The sequence below is a fragment of the Streptococcus sp. HMSC063B03 genome (genome assembly GCF_001836965.1).
Taxonomy (GTDB): Bacteria; Bacillota; Bacilli; order Lactobacillales; family Streptococcaceae; genus Streptococcus; species Streptococcus pneumoniae_F.
Genome location: NZ_KV831007.1, coordinates 156,906 through 169,996, shown reverse-complemented (window position 1 = coordinate 169,996; position 13,091 = coordinate 156,906). Strand labels below are relative to the sequence as shown.

Genomic DNA, 13,091 nt, shown 5'->3' with positions numbered 1-13,091 from the left:
GTATAATACTTTTTAGAAAGAACATTTTAGAAAAGAGCATGCATATGATTGCACTAGAAGAAAAAATTACAATTTTGCCAACTCTCTTCGTTGAAAAACGAGATGGGAGACGTGTTGTATTTGATGTGGACAAGATTGACAAGGCTCTCCACAAGGCAGCAGACAAGGTTATGGATGTGACACCCTTGGTTGAAAAGCGCCTAAATGCTCTGACCGAGCGAATTGTCACAGAAATTCATAGTCGTTTTCCGCAGGGAGTTAAGATTTATGAAATCCAAAATATTGTAGAACATGAACTCCTTGAAGCCAAAGAATATGCGTTGGCTGAGGAGTATATCACTTATCGAACACAGAGGGATTTTGAGCGCTCAAAAGCGACAGATATCAACTTTAGTATCCATAAGCTGCTCAATAAAGATCAAGCAGTTGTCAATGAAAATGCCAATAAAGACAGCGATGTCTTCAACACCCAGCGTGATTTGACAGCAGGGATTGTTGGGAAGTCAATCGGGCTGCAAATGCTCCCTAAACACGTAGCCAATGCCCACCAAAAAGGCGATATCCACTATCACGATTTGGACTACAGTCCCTATACCCCTATGACCAACTGCTGTTTGATTGATTTTAAAGGTATGTTGGAAAATGGTTTTAAGATTGGGAATGCAGAGGTGGAAAGTCCTAAGTCTATCCAGACTGCAACAGCTCAGATTTCCCAAATCATTGCCAACGTTGCTTCTAGCCAGTATGGAGGCTGTTCAGCTGACCGTATCGATGAAGTCTTGGCTCCTTATGCAGAGAAGAATTATCAAAAACACCTCAAGGATGCGGAAGAGTGGGTTTTACCTGATAAACAAGAAGATTATGCATGGAAGAAAACTCAGAAAGATATCTACGATGCCATGCAATCTCTTGAGTATGAAATCAACACCCTCTTCACTTCAAATGGACAAACACCTTTTACTTCGCTAGGCTTTGGTCTAGGAACCAATCGTTTTGAGCGGGAAATTCAAAAAGCTATTTTAAACATTCGCATTAAGGGGCTTGGTTCGGAACATCGTACGGCTATCTTTCCTAAACTCATTTTTACTCTGAAACGAGGTCTCAACTTAGAGGAAGGAACTCCCAACTATGACATCAAGCAGTTAGCCCTCGAGTGTGCAACCAAGCGGATGTATCCAGACGTCTTGTCTTATGATAAGATTGTTGAGTTGACAGGTTCTTTTAAGGTTCCTATGGGTTGCCGTTCGTTTCTTCAAGGATGGAAGGATGAGAATGGTGTAGAAGTTAATTCAGGTCGGATGAATCTAGGTGTTGTGACGGTTAATCTGCCTCGTATTGCTCTCGAGTCTGAAGGTGATATGACCAAGTTCTGGGAAATCTTCAACGAGCGGATGAATATCGCAGAAGATGCTCTGGTTTACCGTGTCGAACGGACCAAGGAAGCGACACCAGCCAATGCTCCTATCCTTTATCAATACGGTGCTTTTGGTCATCGTCTAGGTAAAGAAGAAAGTGTTGACCAGCTCTTTAAGAATCGTCGTGCCACAGTTTCGCTAGGCTATATCGGTTTGTATGAAGTAGCAACTGTTTTCTTTGGTAACAGCTGGGAAAGCAATCCAGATGCTAAGGAATTCACGCTAGACATCATTCGCGATATGAAACGCCGTGTAGAAGAGTGGTCAGATCAATATGGCTATCATTTCTCTATCTACTCAACACCATCTGAAAGTTTGACAGACCGTTTCTGTAGACTAGATACAGACAAGTTCGGTTATATTCCAGATATTACAGATAAGGAATACTACACCAACTCTTTCCACTACGATGTTCGTAAGAATCCAACACCGTTTGAAAAATTAGACTTTGAGAAAGTCTATCCGGAAGCAGGTGCGTCAGGTGGTTTCATCCATTATTGTGAGTATCCAGTCCTTCAGCAAAATCCAAAGGCTCTGGAAGCTGTTTGGGATTATGCCTATGACCGTGTGGGCTATCTTGGGACCAATACTCCAATAGACCGTTGCTACAAGTGTGACTTTGAAGGGGATTTTGAACCAACTGAGAGAGGATTTGCTTGTCCAAACTGTGGAAATAGCGACCCTAAAACAGTAGACGTTGTTAAACGGACTTGTGGCTATTTAGGCAATCCTCAAGCGAGACCTATGGTCAATGGGCGTCACAAGGAAATCGCAGCGCGTGTCAAACATATGAATGGTTCAACGATTAAAATAGCTGGGCATCAAGTAACAAATTAGAAAGAAGTGAAATGGGAAAATATCAATTAGACGATAAGGGGCATGCACAAGTGACCCGTTATCACGAGAAACACTCTAAGGGTGGAGCTGGTAAAAAAGAACGCTTGCTCAACCTCAGAGAACAATTTTTAAATAAGAATAAGAAGAAATAAAAGTGAGAGTCAGCTCTCGCTTTTCTCTTAGTGGGAGGTAAGGATGGAATTACGCAGACCAAGATTAGCAGATAAAGAAACAGTTTTAGAGATGATGGCAGAGTTTAAAAAATATCAGTCGCCTCACGACGGTGGTTTCTGGGATACAGAGAATTTTTCCTATGAAGACTGGTTGGAAACAAATATGCAAAAAGAGATGGGAATAAACTTGCCTGAAAATCGTGTTCCTTCTATTCAATTTGTATCATTTGATGATGTAGGTCGTGCTCTAGGATTTTTGAATCTGCGATTGAGACTGAATGAGGGTTTACTGAATTATGCTGGCCACATTGGCTACTCCATCCGACCGTCTGAAAGAGGCAAAGGTTATGCTAAAGAAACTCTCAGTCAGGGTTTGCAAGTTGCTAAGGACAAGAACATCAAGAAAGCTCTTGTGACCTGTAGCGTGAATAATCATGCTAGTAGAGCAGTCATTCTAGCAAATGGAGGTCTCATTGAGGATGTTCGTAATGGAGTCGAGCGTTATTGGATAGAGGTAGCGAATGAATAATCCAAAACCACAAGAATGGAAAAGCGAGGAACTTAGTCAAGGCCGTATCATTGACTACAAGGCCTTTAACTTTGTAGATGGAGAAGGCGTGCGTAACTCTCTCTATGTATCAGGTTGCATGTTTCATTGCGAGGGGTGTTATAATGTTGCGACTTGGTCTTTTAATGCTGGCATTCCATACACTGCAGAGTTAGAAGAACAGATTATGGCAGACCTTGCTCAGCCCTATGTTCAAGGCTTGACTTTGCTAGGAGGAGAGCCTTTTCTCAATACGGGCATTCTCTTGCCTCTCGTTAAACGCATCCGAAAGGAATTGCCAGATAAAGACATCTGGTCCTGGACGGGCTATACATGGGAAGAAATGATGTTGGAAACTCCAGATAAACTGGAACTCTTATCATTGATTGACATTCTTGTCGATGGACGATACGATCGAACTAAGAGAAATCTCATGCTCCAGTTTCGAGGTTCGTCCAATCAACGCATCATCGATGTGCAAAAATCGCTCCAAAGTGGGCAAGTAGTGATTTGGGACAAGCTTAATGACGGGAAAGAAAGCTATGAACAGGTGAAGAGAGAGTAACTTTCTTCCATAAAATACTTAAATAAATGACCCGCCAAAAAAGAAAACATTTTCATGTTAAAAATTTTAAAAAACAGCAACAAATCCCTTGCAATCGCAGGGGCTTTGTGTTATTCTATTATAGTGCTGTAAATTACAGCCTTAGCTTTGATGCAAGAGGTTGCGACACGCTCGGTTGCATTGCCACGCAACACCGCGTCGGTTTTCTTGTGGAGCTAGCCTATTATCTTAAATAGACGAAAAGGAGAAAAAGATGGCAAACAAAAAAATCCGTATCCGTTTGAAAGCTTACGAACACCGTACGCTTGACACAGCGGCTGCAAAAATCGTAGAATCAGCTACTCGTACAGGTGCACAAGTTGCGGGTCCAATCCCACTTCCAACTGAACGTAGCCTCTACACAATCATTCGTGCGACTCACAAATACAAAGACTCTCGCGAACAATTTGAAATGCGTACACACAAACGTTTGATCGATATTGTTAACCCAACTCAAAAAACAGTTGATGCGTTGATGAAATTGGATCTTCCAAGTGGTGTAAACGTAGAAATCAAACTTTAATCTAAAATATAAAAGAGCAGAGGCTGGTGTTTCAATCTAATTGAACACGGGCTAAACTCGGTGTGAAAAAGATAAACTTCCTAGTGTCTGCTAGACACTGCGTCAGTTTCCTATTTTCACTTTGAGTTTGACGCCCTTTGTATCTTAGACTTGAGCATAAAAAACGCTCGTTAAAAACTTTTTGAATAAAAAATATAGAAAAGGAACTATTTTCTCATGACAAAAGGAATCTTAGGGAAAAAAGTGGGAATGACTCAAATCTTCACTGAAGCTGGCGAATTGATCCCTGTAACAGTTATTGAAGCAACTCCAAACGTTGTTCTTCAAGTTAAAACTGTTGAAACAGACGGATACAACGCTATCCAAGTTGGTTTCGATGACAAACGCGAAGTATTGAGCAACAAACCTGCTAAAGGACATGTAGCAAAAGCTAACACGGCTCCTAAGCGCTTCATTCGTGAATTCAAAAACGTTGAAGGCTTAGAAGTTGGTGCTGAAATTACAGTTGAAACATTCGCAGCTGGAGACGTTGTTGATGTAACTGGTACTTCTAAAGGTAAAGGTTTCCAAGGTGTTATCAAACGCCACGGACAATCACGTGGACCAATGGCTCACGGTTCTCGTTACCACCGTCGTCCAGGTTCTATGGGACCTGTTGCACCTAACCGCGTATTCAAAGGTAAAAACCTTGCAGGACGTATGGGTGGTGACCGCGTAACAATTCAAAACCTTGAAGTTGTACAAGTTGTTCCAGAAAAGAACGTTATCCTTATCAAAGGTAACGTACCAGGTGCTAAGAAATCTCTTATCACTATCAAGTCGGCAGTTAAAGCTGGTAAATAATAAGGAAAGGGGAATACAGTCAAAATGGCAAATGTAACATTATTCGACCAAACTGGTAAACAAGCGGGCGAAGTTGTTCTTAACGATGCAATCTTTGGTATCGAACCAAATGAATCTGTTGTGTTTGATGTGATCATCAGCCAACGTGCTAGCCTTCGTCAAGGAACTCACGCAGTTAAAAACCGCTCAGCTGTTTCAGGTGGCGGACGCAAACCATGGCGTCAAAAAGGAACTGGACGTGCTCGTCAAGGTTCTATCCGCTCTCCACAATGGCGTGGTGGTGGAATCGTCTTCGGACCAACTCCACGTAGCTATGCGTACAAACTTCCTCAAAAAGTTCGTCGCCTTGCGCTTAAATCTGTTTACTCAGAAAAAGTTGCTGAAAATAAATTTGTAGCCGTTGATTCTCTTGAATTTACAGCTCCAAAAACTGCTGAATTTGCAAAAGTTCTTGCAGCATTGAGCATCGATTCTAAAGTCCTTGTTATTCTTGAAGAAGGAAACGAATTCGCAGCTCTCTCAGCTCGTAACCTTCCAAACGTGAAAGTTGCGACTGCTACAACTGCAAGTGTTCTTGACATCGCAAATAGTGACAAACTTCTTGTTACTCAAGCAGCTATCTCTAAAATCGAGGAGGTTCTTGCATAATGAATTTGTATGATGTTATCAAAAAACCTGTCATCACTGAAAGCTCAATGGCTCAACTTGAAGCAGGAAAATATGTATTTGAAGTTGACACTCGTGCACACAAACTTTTGATCAAGCAAGCTGTTGAAGCTGCTTTCGAAGGTGTTAAAGTTGCTAATGTTAACACAATCAACGTAAAACCAAAAGCTAAACGTGTTGGACGTTACACTGGTTTTACTAACAAAACTAAAAAAGCTATCATCACACTTACAGCTGATTCTAAAGCAATCGAGTTGTTTGCTGCTGAAGCTGAATAATCTAAGGAGGAAATATCGTGGGAATTCGTGTTTATAAACCAACAACAAACGGTCGCCGTAATATGACTTCTTTGGATTTCGCTGAAATCACAACAAGCACTCCTGAAAAATCATTGCTTGTTGCATTGAAGAGCAAGGCTGGTCGTAACAACAACGGTCGTATCACAGTTCGTCACCAAGGTGGTGGACACAAACGTTTCTACCGTTTGGTTGACTTCAAACGTAACAAAGACAACGTTGAAGCAGTTGTTAAAACAATCGAGTACGATCCAAACCGTTCTGCAAACATCGCTCTTGTACACTACACTGACGGTGTGAAAGCGTACATCATCGCTCCAAAAGGTCTTGAAGTTGGTCAACGTATCGTTTCAGGTCCAGAAGCAGATATCAAAGTCGGAAATGCTCTTCCACTTGCTAACATTCCAGTTGGTACTTTGATCCACAACATCGAGTTGAAACCAGGTCGTGGTGGTGAATTGGTACGTGCTGCTGGAGCTTCTGCTCAAGTATTGGGTTCTGAAGGTAAATACGTTCTTGTTCGTCTTCAATCTGGCGAAGTACGTATGATCCTTGGAACTTGTCGTGCTACAGTTGGTGTTGTCGGAAACGAACAACATGGACTTGTTAACCTTGGTAAAGCAGGACGTAGCCGTTGGAAAGGTATCCGCCCAACAGTTCGTGGTTCTGTAATGAACCCTAACGATCACCCACACGGTGGTGGTGAAGGTAAAGCACCAGTTGGTCGTAAAGCACCATCTACTCCATGGGGCAAACCTGCTCTTGGTCTTAAAACTCGTAACAAGAAAGCGAAATCTGACAAACTTATCGTTCGTCGTCGCAACGAGAAATAATATTAAACTAGTCGCTTAAGTAACTAGTAAATCCGCCAGCTCGGTAGCGCTCCATGTGAGCGCAAGCCGCTGTGGTACAACATTTAAAGGAGAAAATATAAAAATGGGACGCAGTCTTAAAAAAGGACCTTTCGTCGATGAGCATTTGATGAAAAAAGTTGAAGCTCAAGCTAACGACGAAAAGAAAAAAGTTATTAAAACTTGGTCACGTCGTTCAACGATCTTCCCGAGTTTCATTGGTTACACTATCGCAGTTTATGACGGACGTAAACACGTACCTGTTTACATCCAAGAAGACATGGTAGGTCACAAACTTGGTGAATTTGCACCAACTCGTACTTACAAAGGTCACGCTGCAGACGACAAGAAAACACGTAGAAAATAAGGAGAACATAAATGGCAGAAATTACTTCAGCTAAAGCAATGGCTCGTACAGTACGTGTTTCACCTCGTAAATCACGTCTTGTTCTTGATAACATCCGTGGTAAAAGCGTAGCCGATGCAATCGCAATCTTGACATTCACTCCAAACAAAGCTGCTGAAATCATCTTGAAAGTTTTGAACTCAGCTGTAGCTAATGCTGAAAACAACTTTGGTTTGGATAAAGCTAACTTGGTAGTATCTGAAGCATTCGCAAACGAAGGACCAACTATGAAACGTTTCCGTCCACGTGCGAAAGGTTCAGCTTCACCAATCAACAAACGTACAGCTCACATCACTGTAGCTGTTGCAGAAAAATAAGGAGGTAAAATCGTGGGTCAAAAAGTACATCCAATTGGTATGCGTGTCGGCATCATCCGTGATTGGGATGCCAAATGGTATGCTGAAAAAGAATACGCGGATTACCTTCATGAAGATCTTGCAATCCGTAAATTCGTTCAAAAAGAACTTGCTGACGCAGCAGTTTCAACTATCGAAATCGAACGCGCAGTAAACAAAGTTAACGTTTCACTTCACACTGCTAAACCAGGTATGGTAATCGGTAAAGGTGGTGCTAACGTTGATGCACTCCGTGCAAAACTTAACAAATTGACTGGAAAACAAGTACACATCAACATCATCGAAATCAAACAACCTGATTTGGATGCTCACCTTGTAGGTGAAGGTATTGCTCGTCAATTGGAGCAACGTGTTGCTTTCCGTCGTGCACAAAAACAAGCAATTCAACGTGCAATGCGTGCTGGAGCTAAAGGAATCAAAACTCAAGTATCAGGTCGTTTGAACGGTGCAGATATCGCCCGTGCTGAAGGATACTCTGAAGGAACTGTTCCACTTCACACACTTCGTGCAGATATCGATTACGCTTGGGAAGAAGCAGATACTACATACGGTAAACTTGGTGTTAAAGTATGGATCTACCGTGGTGAAGTTCTTCCAGCTCGCAAAAACACTAAAGGAGGTAAATAACCAATGTTAGTACCTAAACGTGTTAAACACCGTCGTGAATTCCGTGGAAAAATGCGCGGTGAAGCAAAAGGTGGAAAAGAAGTAGCATTTGGTGAATACGGTCTTCAAGCTACAACTAGCCACTGGATCACTAACCGCCAAATCGAAGCTGCTCGTATCGCCATGACTCGTTACATGAAACGTGGTGGTAAAGTTTGGATTAAAATCTTCCCACACAAATCATACACTGCTAAAGCTATCGGTGTGCGTATGGGATCTGGTAAAGGGGCACCTGAAGGTTGGGTAGCACCAGTTAAACGTGGTAAAGTGATGTTCGAAATTGCTGGTGTATCTGAAGAGATTGCACGCGAAGCGCTTCGTCTTGCTAGCCACAAATTGCCAGTTAAATGTAAATTCGTAAAACGTGAAGCAGAATAAGGAGAAGGCATGAAACTTAATGAAGTAAAAGAATTTGTTAAAGAACTTCGTGGTCTTTCTCAAGAAGAACTCGCGAAGCGCGAAAACGAATTGAAAAAAGAATTGTTTGAACTTCGTTTCCAAGCTGCTACTGGTCAATTGGAACAAACAGCTCGCTTGAAAGAAGTTAAAAAACAAATCGCTCGTATCAAAACAGTTCAATCTGAAGCGAAATAATAGACTAGGGAAGGAGAAATTTCAATGGAACGCAATAATCGTAAAGTTCTTGTTGGACGTGTTGTATCTGACAAAATGGACAAGACAATCACAGTTGTAGTTGAAACAAAACGTAACCACCCAGTCTATGGTAAACGTATTAACTACTCTAAAAAATACAAAGCTCATGATGAAAACAATGTTGCCAAAGAAGGCGATATCGTACGTATCATGGAAACTCGTCCGCTTTCAGCTACAAAACGTTTCCGTCTTGTAGAAGTTGTTGAAGAAGCGGTCATCATCTAATCAAACCTGAAAGGAGAAAACTGAAATGATTCAAACAGAAACTCGTTTGAAAGTCGCAGACAATAGCGGTGCTCGCGAAATCTTGACTATCAAAGTTCTTGGTGGTTCAGGACGTAAATTTGCAAACATCGGTGATGTTATCGTGGCATCTGTAAAACAAGCTACTCCTGGTGGTGCGGTTAAAAAAGGTGACGTTGTTAAAGCAGTTATCGTTCGTACTAAATCAGGTGCTCGTCGAGCTGATGGTTCATACATCAAATTTGACGAAAACGCAGCAGTTATCATCCGTGAAGACAAAACTCCTCGCGGAACACGTATCTTTGGCCCAGTTGCACGTGAATTGCGTGAAGGTGGCTTCATGAAGATCGTGTCACTTGCTCCAGAAGTACTTTAATTTTTAGAAACAAACTAGTCCCCTAGCTTCAAGCTAGGGTGCCCTTATGGGCGTAAGAAAAATCAAGGAGAAACCTAATGTTTGTAAAAAAAGGCGACAAAGTTCGCGTAATCGCTGGTAAAGATAAGGGAACAGAAGCTGTTGTCCTTACTGCCCTTCCAAAAGTAAACAAAGTTATCGTTGAAGGTGTTAACATCGTTAAGAAACACCAACGTCCAACTAACGAGCTTCCTCAAGGTGGTATCATCGAGAAAGAAGCAGCTATCCACGTATCAAACGTTCAAGTTTTGGACAAAAATGGTGTAGCTGGTCGTGTTGGTTACAAATTTGTAGACGGTAAAAAAGTTCGCTACAACAAAAAGTCAGGCGAAGTGCTTGATTAATCACGAAGGAAAGGAGAAGTATAATGGCAAATCGTTTAAAAGAAAAATATCTTAATGAAGTAGTTCCTGCTTTGACAGAACAATTCAACTACTCATCAGTGATGGCTGTGCCTAAAGTAGATAAGATCGTTTTGAACATGGGTGTTGGTGAAGCTGTATCAAACGCTAAAAGCCTTGAAAAAGCTGCTGAAGAATTGGCACTTATCTCAGGTCAAAAACCACTTATCACTAAAGCTAAAAAATCAATCGCCGGCTTCCGTCTTCGTGAAGGTGTTGCGATCGGTGCAAAAGTTACCCTTCGTGGTGAACGTATGTACGAATTCTTGGATAAATTGGTTTCAGTTTCACTTCCACGTGTACGTGACTTCCACGGTGTTCCAACAAAATCATTTGACGGACGCGGAAACTACACACTTGGTGTGAAAGAACAATTGATCTTCCCAGAAATCAACTTCGATGACGTTGACAAAACTCGTGGTCTTGACATCGTTATCGTAACAACTGCTAACACTGACGAAGAGTCACGTGCATTGCTTACAGGCCTTGGAATGCCTTTTGCAAAATAATATAGGAGGTAAATCTAATGGCTAAAAAATCAATGATTGCTAAGAACAAACGTCCAGCGAAGTTCTCTACTCAAGCTTATACTCGTTGTGAAAAATGTGGTCGTCCACATTCAGTTTACCGCAAATTTAAACTTTGCCGTGTTTGCTTCCGTGAATTAGCTTACAAAGGACAAATTCCTGGTGTAACAAAAGCATCTTGGTAATTTAAGATATCAAGGGCGTCAAAACTCTAAGTGAAAATAGGAAACTTGACGAAGAAACTGAAGTTTCTAGGAAAGTTTATCTTTTTCACACAGAGTTTAGCTCGGGTTCAGTTGGGTTTGCCAATTTGAACACGAGCTACAGCTTTGGCAAAAAAGACCAATTTTCTTTGGAGCATTGCTCCTACATCAAATTGCCTATTTTTGCTCTTGCCTTACGCTCTTTGTATCATGTATTAACTAGCAAGTGCAACTTGCAAACTACTAGTAAGAGGAGAAAAATAAAATGGTTATGACTGACCCAATCGCAGACTTCCTAACTCGTATTCGTAACGCTAACCAAGCTAAACACGAAGTACTTGAAGTACCTGCATCAAACATCAAAAAAGGGATTGCTGAAATCCTTAAACGCGAAGGTTTTGTAAAAAACGTTGAAATCATCGAAGATGACAAACAAGGCATCATCCGTGTATTCCTTAAATACGGACCAAACGGTGAAAAAGTTATCACTAACTTGAAACGTGTTTCTAAACCAGGACTTCGTGTCTACAAAAAACGTGAAGACCTTCCAAAAGTTCTTAACGGACTTGGAATTGCTATCCTTTCAACTTCTGAAGGTTTGCTTACTGATAAAGAAGCACGCCAAAAGAATGTTGGTGGAGAAGTTATCGCTTACGTTTGGTAATTGATGATGTGAGAGCGTTAAAAGAATGCAGTGAAAATAGGAAGTTTGTAGCAGGAGCGATGCTTCAAGACAAACTTATCTTTTTCACCAAATTCTTAGCTCGAACTCAAATCAAGATACAAAGCTCGTAAAGAACAAAGCAAAACTAGGAAGTTGGAGAAGTTTGTTTACAAACGAGCCAACTTATCTATTTTGCGCAGTTCTTAGAGCGTGTTCAGTTCAGCTCTTGAACTAAATAAGTATCTGAACCCCGTGAAAACTGGCCGTTCTGGCCTGACAATTTAACAGGAGAAAATAAACATGTCACGTATTGGTAATAAAGTTATCGTGTTGCCTGCTGGTGTTGAACTCACTAACAATGACAACGTTGTAACTGTAAAAGGACCTAAAGGAGAACTTACTCGTGAGTTCTCAAAAGATATTGAAATCCGTGTGGAAGGTACTGAAGTAACTCTTCACCGTCCAAACGATTCAAAAGAAATGAAAACTATCCACGGAACTACTCGTGCCCTTTTGAACAACATGGTTGTTGGTGTATCAGAAGGATTCAAGAAAGAACTTGAAATGCGCGGGGTTGGTTACCGTGCACAACTTCAAGGATCTAAACTTGTTTTGGCTGTTGGTAAATCTCATCCAGACGAAGTTGAAGCTCCAGAAGGAATTACTTTTGAACTTCCAAACCCAACAACAATTGTTGTTAGCGGAATTTCAAAAGAAGTAGTTGGTCAAACAGCTGCTTACGTACGTAGCCTTCGTTCACCAGAACCATATAAAGGTAAAGGTATCCGTTACGTTGGTGAATTCGTTCGCCGTAAAGAAGGTAAAACAGGTAAATAATGTTGAGTGGTTGCTTCTCAACCAACAACTTATTTTCCAACTTTGTGCATAGCACACGATTTAAAACTAAAGAGGTGAAAACTGTGATTTCAAAACCAGATAAAAACAAACTCCGCCAAAAACGCCACCGTCGCGTTCGCGGAAAACTCTCTGGAACTGCTGATCGCCCACGTTTGAACGTATTCCGTTCTAATACAGGCATCTACGCTCAAGTGATTGATGACGTAGCGGGTGTAACGCTCGCAAGTGCTTCAACTCTTGACAAAGAAGTTTCAAAAGGAACTAAAACTGAACAAGCCGTTGCTGTCGGTAAACTCGTTGCAGAACGTGCAAACGCTAAAGGTATTTCAGAAGTGGTGTTCGACCGCGGTGGATATCTATATCACGGACGTGTGAAAGCTTTGGCTGATGCAGCTCGTGAAAACGGATTGAAATTCTAATAGGAGGACACTAGAAAATGGCATTTAAAGACAATGCAGTTGAATTAGAAGAACGCGTAGTTGCTGTCAACCGTGTTACAAAAGTTGTTAAAGGTGGACGTCGTCTTCGTTTCGCAGCTCTTGTTGTTGTTGGTGACCACAACGGTCGCGTAGGATTTGGTACTGGTAAAGCTCAAGAAGTTCCAGAAGCAATCCGTAAAGCAGTAGATGATGCTAAGAAAAACTTGATCGAAGTTCCTATGGTTGGAACAACAATCCCACACGAAGTTCTTTCAGAATTCGGTGGAGCTAAAGTATTGTTGAAACCTGCTGTAGAAGGTTCTGGAGTTGCCGCTGGTGGTGCAGTTCGTGCCGTTGTGGAATTGGCAGGTGTGGCTGATATTACATCTAAATCACTTGGTTCTAACACTCCAATCAACATTGTTCGTGCAACTGTTGAAGGTTTGAAACAATTGAAACGCGCTGAAGAAGTTGCTGCCCTTCGTGGTATTTCAGTTTCTGATTTGGCGTAAGAAAGGGGATAA

At 41.5% G+C, this 13,091-nt stretch carries 23 protein-coding genes; all 23 read left to right on the top strand.

Translation table 11 applies throughout. The features are described from left to right. Positions 1-44: 44 nt before the first annotated feature. Positions 45-2,252: an anaerobic ribonucleoside-triphosphate reductase gene (gene nrdD, locus HMPREF2628_RS00900; protein ID WP_070842073.1), complete on the top strand. Its 2,208-nt coding sequence runs from the start codon at positions 45-47 to the stop codon at positions 2,250-2,252. An 11-nt stretch (positions 2,253-2,263) separates the two neighbouring features. Beyond that, positions 2,264-2,404 (top strand): hypothetical protein, encoded by a 141-nt coding sequence (locus tag HMPREF2628_RS00895; RefSeq protein ID WP_070842072.1) that lies wholly within the window; start codon positions 2,264-2,266, stop codon positions 2,402-2,404. Positions 2,405-2,447: 43 nt separating this feature from the next. Then, the gene (locus tag HMPREF2628_RS00890; protein ID WP_070842071.1) at positions 2,448-2,954 is read left to right on the top strand and encodes a GNAT family N-acetyltransferase; all 507 of its coding nucleotides are present in this window, start codon (positions 2,448-2,450) and stop codon (positions 2,952-2,954) included. Then, the gene (nrdG, locus tag HMPREF2628_RS00885; protein WP_033678521.1) at positions 2,947-3,537 is read left to right on the top strand and encodes an anaerobic ribonucleoside-triphosphate reductase activating protein; all 591 of its coding nucleotides are present in this window, start codon (positions 2,947-2,949) and stop codon (positions 3,535-3,537) included. Before HMPREF2628_RS00890 ends, nrdG begins: the two co-directional genes overlap by 8 nt. 253 nt (positions 3,538-3,790) lie before the next feature. After that, complete coding sequence (rpsJ, locus tag HMPREF2628_RS00880) at positions 3,791-4,099, top strand: 30S ribosomal protein S10 (protein ID WP_001284513.1); 309 nt, start codon at positions 3,791-3,793, stop codon at positions 4,097-4,099. Positions 4,100-4,315: 216 nt separating this feature from the next. After that, a complete protein-coding gene (gene rplC, locus HMPREF2628_RS00875; protein ID WP_000160197.1) occupies positions 4,316-4,942 on the top strand; it encodes a 50S ribosomal protein L3 in 627 nt (208 codons plus the stop codon). 24 nt (positions 4,943-4,966) lie between these two features. Next, a complete protein-coding gene (rplD, locus tag HMPREF2628_RS00870) occupies positions 4,967-5,590 on the top strand; it encodes a 50S ribosomal protein L4 (RefSeq protein WP_000024547.1) in 624 nt (207 codons plus the stop codon). Beyond that, on the top strand, positions 5,590-5,886 hold the full coding sequence (locus tag HMPREF2628_RS00865; protein WP_001055347.1) for a 50S ribosomal protein L23: 297 nt from the start codon (positions 5,590-5,592) through the stop codon (positions 5,884-5,886). Before rplD ends, HMPREF2628_RS00865 begins: the two co-directional genes overlap by 1 nt. Before the next feature lie 17 nt (positions 5,887-5,903). Next, positions 5,904-6,737 (top strand): 50S ribosomal protein L2, encoded by an 834-nt coding sequence (gene rplB / locus HMPREF2628_RS00860; RefSeq protein WP_000512911.1) that lies wholly within the window; start codon positions 5,904-5,906, stop codon positions 6,735-6,737. A gap of 103 nt (positions 6,738-6,840) precedes the next feature. Continuing rightward, the gene (gene rpsS / locus HMPREF2628_RS00855; RefSeq protein ID WP_000533766.1) at positions 6,841-7,122 is read left to right on the top strand and encodes a 30S ribosomal protein S19; all 282 of its coding nucleotides are present in this window, start codon (positions 6,841-6,843) and stop codon (positions 7,120-7,122) included. A gap of 11 nt (positions 7,123-7,133) precedes the next feature. Beyond that, positions 7,134-7,478, top strand: coding sequence for a 50S ribosomal protein L22 (gene rplV / locus HMPREF2628_RS00850; protein ID WP_000818137.1), 345 nt, complete (start codon positions 7,134-7,136; stop codon positions 7,476-7,478). A 12-nt stretch (positions 7,479-7,490) separates the two neighbouring features. After that, entirely contained in the window at positions 7,491-8,144 is a 654-nt protein-coding gene (gene rpsC, locus HMPREF2628_RS00845; protein ID WP_000529936.1) for a 30S ribosomal protein S3, read from the top strand. Between the two features lie 3 nt (positions 8,145-8,147). Further along, positions 8,148-8,561 (top strand): 50S ribosomal protein L16, encoded by a 414-nt coding sequence (gene rplP, locus HMPREF2628_RS00840; protein ID WP_000960946.1) that lies wholly within the window; start codon positions 8,148-8,150, stop codon positions 8,559-8,561. A gap of 9 nt (positions 8,562-8,570) precedes the next feature. Beyond that, positions 8,571-8,777 carry a 50S ribosomal protein L29 gene (rpmC, locus tag HMPREF2628_RS00835; protein ID WP_000772918.1) on the top strand — a complete coding sequence of 69 codons (207 nt, stop codon included), beginning with the start codon at positions 8,571-8,573 and terminating at the stop codon, positions 8,775-8,777. A 24-nt stretch (positions 8,778-8,801) separates the two neighbouring features. Then, positions 8,802-9,062, top strand: a complete 261-nt coding sequence (rpsQ, locus tag HMPREF2628_RS00830; protein ID WP_000440801.1) for a 30S ribosomal protein S17 — start codon at positions 8,802-8,804, stop codon at positions 9,060-9,062. A gap of 25 nt (positions 9,063-9,087) precedes the next feature. Next, a complete protein-coding gene (rplN, locus tag HMPREF2628_RS00825; RefSeq protein WP_000616545.1) occupies positions 9,088-9,456 on the top strand; it encodes a 50S ribosomal protein L14 in 369 nt (122 codons plus the stop codon). 77 nt (positions 9,457-9,533) lie between these two features. Further along, positions 9,534-9,839: a 50S ribosomal protein L24 gene (gene rplX, locus HMPREF2628_RS00820; RefSeq protein WP_000497691.1), complete on the top strand. Its 306-nt coding sequence runs from the start codon at positions 9,534-9,536 to the stop codon at positions 9,837-9,839. A 23-nt stretch (positions 9,840-9,862) separates the two neighbouring features. Next, positions 9,863-10,405 (top strand): 50S ribosomal protein L5, encoded by a 543-nt coding sequence (rplE, locus tag HMPREF2628_RS00815; RefSeq protein WP_000013542.1) that lies wholly within the window; start codon positions 9,863-9,865, stop codon positions 10,403-10,405. 17 nt (positions 10,406-10,422) lie between these two features. Beyond that, a complete protein-coding gene (locus tag HMPREF2628_RS00810; protein ID WP_001085697.1) occupies positions 10,423-10,608 on the top strand; it encodes a type Z 30S ribosomal protein S14 in 186 nt (61 codons plus the stop codon). 283 nt (positions 10,609-10,891) lie between these two features. After that, on the top strand, positions 10,892-11,290 hold the full coding sequence (rpsH, locus tag HMPREF2628_RS00805; RefSeq protein ID WP_000245504.1) for a 30S ribosomal protein S8: 399 nt from the start codon (positions 10,892-10,894) through the stop codon (positions 11,288-11,290). Positions 11,291-11,590: 300 nt separating this feature from the next. Further along, entirely contained in the window at positions 11,591-12,127 is a 537-nt protein-coding gene (rplF, locus tag HMPREF2628_RS00800) for a 50S ribosomal protein L6 (protein WP_000086640.1), read from the top strand. Positions 12,128-12,210: 83 nt separating this feature from the next. After that, the gene (gene rplR / locus HMPREF2628_RS00795) at positions 12,211-12,567 is read left to right on the top strand and encodes a 50S ribosomal protein L18 (RefSeq protein ID WP_000624044.1); all 357 of its coding nucleotides are present in this window, start codon (positions 12,211-12,213) and stop codon (positions 12,565-12,567) included. 17 nt (positions 12,568-12,584) lie between these two features. Continuing rightward, positions 12,585-13,079 carry a 30S ribosomal protein S5 gene (rpsE, locus tag HMPREF2628_RS00790; RefSeq protein ID WP_000874202.1) on the top strand — a complete coding sequence of 165 codons (495 nt, stop codon included), beginning with the start codon at positions 12,585-12,587 and terminating at the stop codon, positions 13,077-13,079. Positions 13,080-13,091: the final 12 nt, after the last annotated feature.

Coding starts and splice junctions, on each gene's coding strand:
- nrdD (WP_070842073.1), top strand. CDS start 45: ATGATTGCACTAGAAGAAAAAATTACAATTTTGCCAACTCTCTTCGTT.
- rplD (WP_000024547.1), top strand. CDS start 4,967: ATGGCAAATGTAACATTATTCGACCAAACTGGTAAACAAGCGGGCGAA.
- rplP (WP_000960946.1), top strand. CDS start 8,148: ATGTTAGTACCTAAACGTGTTAAACACCGTCGTGAATTCCGTGGAAAA.
- rpsH (WP_000245504.1), top strand. CDS start 10,892: ATGGTTATGACTGACCCAATCGCAGACTTCCTAACTCGTATTCGTAAC.
- HMPREF2628_RS00810 (WP_001085697.1), top strand. CDS start 10,423: ATGGCTAAAAAATCAATGATTGCTAAGAACAAACGTCCAGCGAAGTTC.
- rplC (WP_000160197.1), top strand. CDS start 4,316: ATGACAAAAGGAATCTTAGGGAAAAAAGTGGGAATGACTCAAATCTTC.
- rplE (WP_000013542.1), top strand. CDS start 9,863: ATGGCAAATCGTTTAAAAGAAAAATATCTTAATGAAGTAGTTCCTGCT.
- rpsS (WP_000533766.1), top strand. CDS start 6,841: ATGGGACGCAGTCTTAAAAAAGGACCTTTCGTCGATGAGCATTTGATG.
- HMPREF2628_RS00895 (WP_070842072.1), top strand. CDS start 2,264: ATGGGAAAATATCAATTAGACGATAAGGGGCATGCACAAGTGACCCGT.
- nrdG (WP_033678521.1), top strand. CDS start 2,947: ATGAATAATCCAAAACCACAAGAATGGAAAAGCGAGGAACTTAGTCAA.
- HMPREF2628_RS00890 (WP_070842071.1), top strand. CDS start 2,448: ATGGAATTACGCAGACCAAGATTAGCAGATAAAGAAACAGTTTTAGAG.
- rplN (WP_000616545.1), top strand. CDS start 9,088: ATGATTCAAACAGAAACTCGTTTGAAAGTCGCAGACAATAGCGGTGCT.
- rpsE (WP_000874202.1), top strand. CDS start 12,585: ATGGCATTTAAAGACAATGCAGTTGAATTAGAAGAACGCGTAGTTGCT.
- rpsQ (WP_000440801.1), top strand. CDS start 8,802: ATGGAACGCAATAATCGTAAAGTTCTTGTTGGACGTGTTGTATCTGAC.
- rplX (WP_000497691.1), top strand. CDS start 9,534: ATGTTTGTAAAAAAAGGCGACAAAGTTCGCGTAATCGCTGGTAAAGAT.
- rpsJ (WP_001284513.1), top strand. CDS start 3,791: ATGGCAAACAAAAAAATCCGTATCCGTTTGAAAGCTTACGAACACCGT.
- rplV (WP_000818137.1), top strand. CDS start 7,134: ATGGCAGAAATTACTTCAGCTAAAGCAATGGCTCGTACAGTACGTGTT.
- rpmC (WP_000772918.1), top strand. CDS start 8,571: ATGAAACTTAATGAAGTAAAAGAATTTGTTAAAGAACTTCGTGGTCTT.
- rplF (WP_000086640.1), top strand. CDS start 11,591: ATGTCACGTATTGGTAATAAAGTTATCGTGTTGCCTGCTGGTGTTGAA.
- HMPREF2628_RS00865 (WP_001055347.1), top strand. CDS start 5,590: ATGAATTTGTATGATGTTATCAAAAAACCTGTCATCACTGAAAGCTCA.